Origin of the sequence: Sphaerisporangium dianthi (assembly GCF_042654065.1) — a bacterium.
Classification (GTDB): domain Bacteria; phylum Actinomycetota; class Actinomycetes; order Streptosporangiales; family Streptosporangiaceae; genus Sphaerisporangium; species Sphaerisporangium dianthi.
This window is the reverse complement of the sequence record NZ_JBHSFP010000090.1, coordinates 1-3,370: the sequence shown is the minus strand read 5'-3', so window position 1 is coordinate 3,370 and position 3,370 is coordinate 1. Positions and strand designations below refer to the sequence as shown.

The window sequence follows — 3,370 nt, the reverse complement described above, 5'->3', positions numbered from 1 at the left end:
TTCGATGGTCATGAGGGGTGCAATGAGGTTTTGAATGTGACGCGTCCTGACATTGTGCGGGGGGTGCATGACGCGTATTTCGCGGTGGGTGTGGATTGTGTGGAGACCAACACGTTCGGGGCGAATTTGGCGGCGTTGGGGGAGTATGGGATCGCTGATCGGGTGTTTGAGTTGTCGTTGGCGGGGGCGCGGTTGGCGCGGGAGTCGGCGGATGGGTGGTCGGTGGGGGATGGGCGGCCGCGGTTTGTGTTGGGGTCGATGGGTCCGGGGACGAAGTTGCCGACGTTGGGGCATGTGGGGTTTGGGGCGTTGCGTGATGCGTATGAGTTGAATGCGGCGGGGTTGGTGGCGGGTGGGGCTGATGCGTTGATCGTGGAGACGTGTCAGGATTTGTTGCAGGTGAAGGCTGCGGTGTTGGGGGCGCGGCGGGCGATTGACGCGGCGGGGCGTGATGTGCCGGTGATCGCGCAGGTGACGATCGAGACCAATGGTGCGATGTTGCTGGGGTCGGAGATCGGTGCGGCGTTGACGGCGTTGGAGCCGTTGGGTGTGGATGTGCTGGGGTTGAATTGTGCGACGGGTCCGGCGGAGATGTCGGAGCATTTGCGGTATTTGGCGAAGCATGCGGGTGGGGGGGTGTTGTTGTCGTGTATGCCGAATGCGGGGTTGCCGGAGTTGACCTCCGATGGGGCGCGGTATCCGTTGTCGGCGGGGGAGTTGGCGGATGCGCATGAGGGGTTTGTGGGGGAGTATGGGTTGGCGTTGGTGGGGGGGTGTTGCGGGACGACGCCGGAGCATCTGGCTCGGGTGGTGGAGCGTGTGGGGGGGCGTGGGGTGGTGGCGCGGCGGCCGCGTCGGGAGGCGGGGGCGTCGTCGTTGTATGCGCATGTGCCGTTCCGGCAGGACACCTCGTATCTGGCGATCGGTGAGCGGACCAACGCCAATGGGTCGAAGGCGTTTCGTGAGGCGATGCTTGCGGGGCAGTGGGATGAGTGTGTGGACATCGCGCGGGCGCAGTCGCGTGATGGGGCGCACATGCTGGATTTGTGTGTGGATTATGTGGGCCGTGATGGGGTGGCCGACATGCGGGAGTTGGCGTTTCGGCTGGCGACGGCGTCGACGTTGCCGATTGTTCTGGATTCGACCGAGCCTTCGGTGATCGAGGCGGGGTTGGAGATGCTGGGTGGCCGGGCGGTGGTCAACTCGGTGAATTACGAGGACGGGGATGGTCCGGATTCGCGTTTTGTGAAGATCATGCGGTTGGTGAGGGAGCATGGCGCCGCGGTGGTGGCGTTGACGATCGATGAGGAGGGTCAGGCGCGGACCGCGGAGTGGAAGGTGCGGGTGGCGTCGCGGTTGATCGAGGATCTGGTGCGCAACTGGGGGATGCGGGTCGAGGACATCATCGTGGATTGTCTGACGTTCCCGATCGCGACGGGGCAGGAGGAGACGCGGCGGGATGGGGTGGAGACGATCGAGGCGATCGCGGAGCTGAAGCGGCGTTATCCGGGGGTGCAGACCACGTTGGGGTTGTCGAACATCTCCTTTGGGTTGAATCCGGCGGCGCGGATGGTGCTGAACTCGGTGTTTTTGCATGAGTGTGTGAACGCGGGGCTGGATTCGGCGATCGTGCACGCTTCGAAGATCGTGCCGATGGCGCGGATCGGTGATGAGCAGCGGCAGTTGGCGTTGGACATGGTGTATGACCGGCGTCGGGAGGGTTATGACCCGCTTGCGTTGTTCATGGAGTCGTTCGCGGGGGTGGATGCGGCGTCGTTGCGTCAGGGGCGGGCGGCGGAGCTGGCGGGGTTGCCGTTGTGGGAGCGGTTGAAGCGGCGGATCATCGATGGGGAGCGGAAGGGGCTGGAGGCAGACCTGGAGGAGGCCCTGGCACAGCGGCCGGCGTTGGAGATCATCAACGAGGTGTTGCTGGAGGGGATGAAGACGGTCGGGGAGTTGTTCGGGTCGGGGGAGATGCAGCTGCCGTTCGTGTTGCAGTCGGCGGAGGTGATGAAGGCCGCCGTCGCCTACCTGGAGCCGCATATGGAGCGGGTGGAGGGGCAGGTGAAGGGGCGGATCGTGCTGGCCACGGTGAAGGGGGACGTGCACGATATCGGTAAGAACCTGGTGGACATCATCTTGTCGAACAACGGCTATGAGGTGATCAATCTGGGGATCAAGCAGCCGGTGTCGGCGATTTTGGAGGCGGCCGAGGAGAAGGACGCCGATGTGATCGGCATGTCGGGGCTGTTGGTGAAGTCCACGGTGATCATGAAGGAGAACTTGCAGGAGATGAACTCCCGCAAGATCGCCGCTCGGTTCCCGGTGTTGCTGGGTGGGGCGGCGTTGACCCGGGCGTATGTGGAGCAGGATCTGGCCGAGATCTTCAATGGCGAGGTGCGGTACGCGCGGGACGCTTTTGAGGGGTTGCGGTTGATGGATGCGTTCATGGACGTCAAACGCGGCGTTAAGGGGGCGCAGTTGCCGCCGTTGCGGGCCCGGCGGGTCAAGACCGGCGCCACGTTGGAACGCACCCCGGTGCGGGAGTTGCCGGCGCGGTCGGATGTCGCGGCCGGTAACCCGGTGCCGGTGGCGCCGTTCTTTGGTGAGCGGGTGGTCAAGGGGATCCCGTTGGCCGATTACGCGGCGTTTTTGGATGAGCGGGCCACGTTCATGGGGCAGTGGGGGCTGAAGGCGGCTCGTGGGGGCGGCGGGCCCTCCTATGAGGAGTTGGTGGAGACCGAGGGGCGGCCGCGGCTGCGGATGTGGCTGGAGCGGTTGCAGACCGAGAACCTGTTGCAGGCCGCGGTGGTCTACGGCTACTTCCCGTGTGTCAGTGACGGGGATGATCTGATCATTTTGGATGAGGCGACCGGCTTGGAGCGGACCCGGTTCTCTTTCCCGCGGCAGCGGCGTGATCGGCATCTGTGCCTGTCGGACTTCTTCCGGTCCAAGCAGTCGGGACAGGTGGATGTGGTGGCGTTCCAGGTGGCCACGATGGGGTCGCGGATCTCGGAGGCGACCGGGGAGTTGTTCGCCAAGAACGCCTACCGGGACTATCTGGAGTTGCACGGGTTGTCGGTGCAGCTGACCGAGGCGCTGGCCGAGTACTGGCACGCCCGGGTCCGCACCGAGCTGGGCATCGGCGGCCAGGAGGCGCTGGCGGACATGTTGAAGGTCAACATCACCGGCTGCCGGTATTCCTTCGGCTATCCGGCCTGCCCCAACCTGGAAGACCAGCGGCAGCTGTTCGAACTGCTGGACCCGGCCCGGATCGGGGTCACCCTGTCGGAGGAGTTCCAGCTGCATCCCGAACAGGCCACCTCCGCCCTCATCGTCCACCACCCCGAAGCCAAATACTTCAACGTCT

At 64.7% G+C, this 3,370-nt stretch carries 1 protein-coding gene; it reads left to right on the top strand.

What is annotated here, in order from left to right; translation table 11 throughout:
• Positions 1 to 3,370: methionine synthase (gene metH, locus ACFO60_RS40670; protein WP_380852855.1), on the top strand; the 3,370-nt coding region annotated here is incomplete at both ends.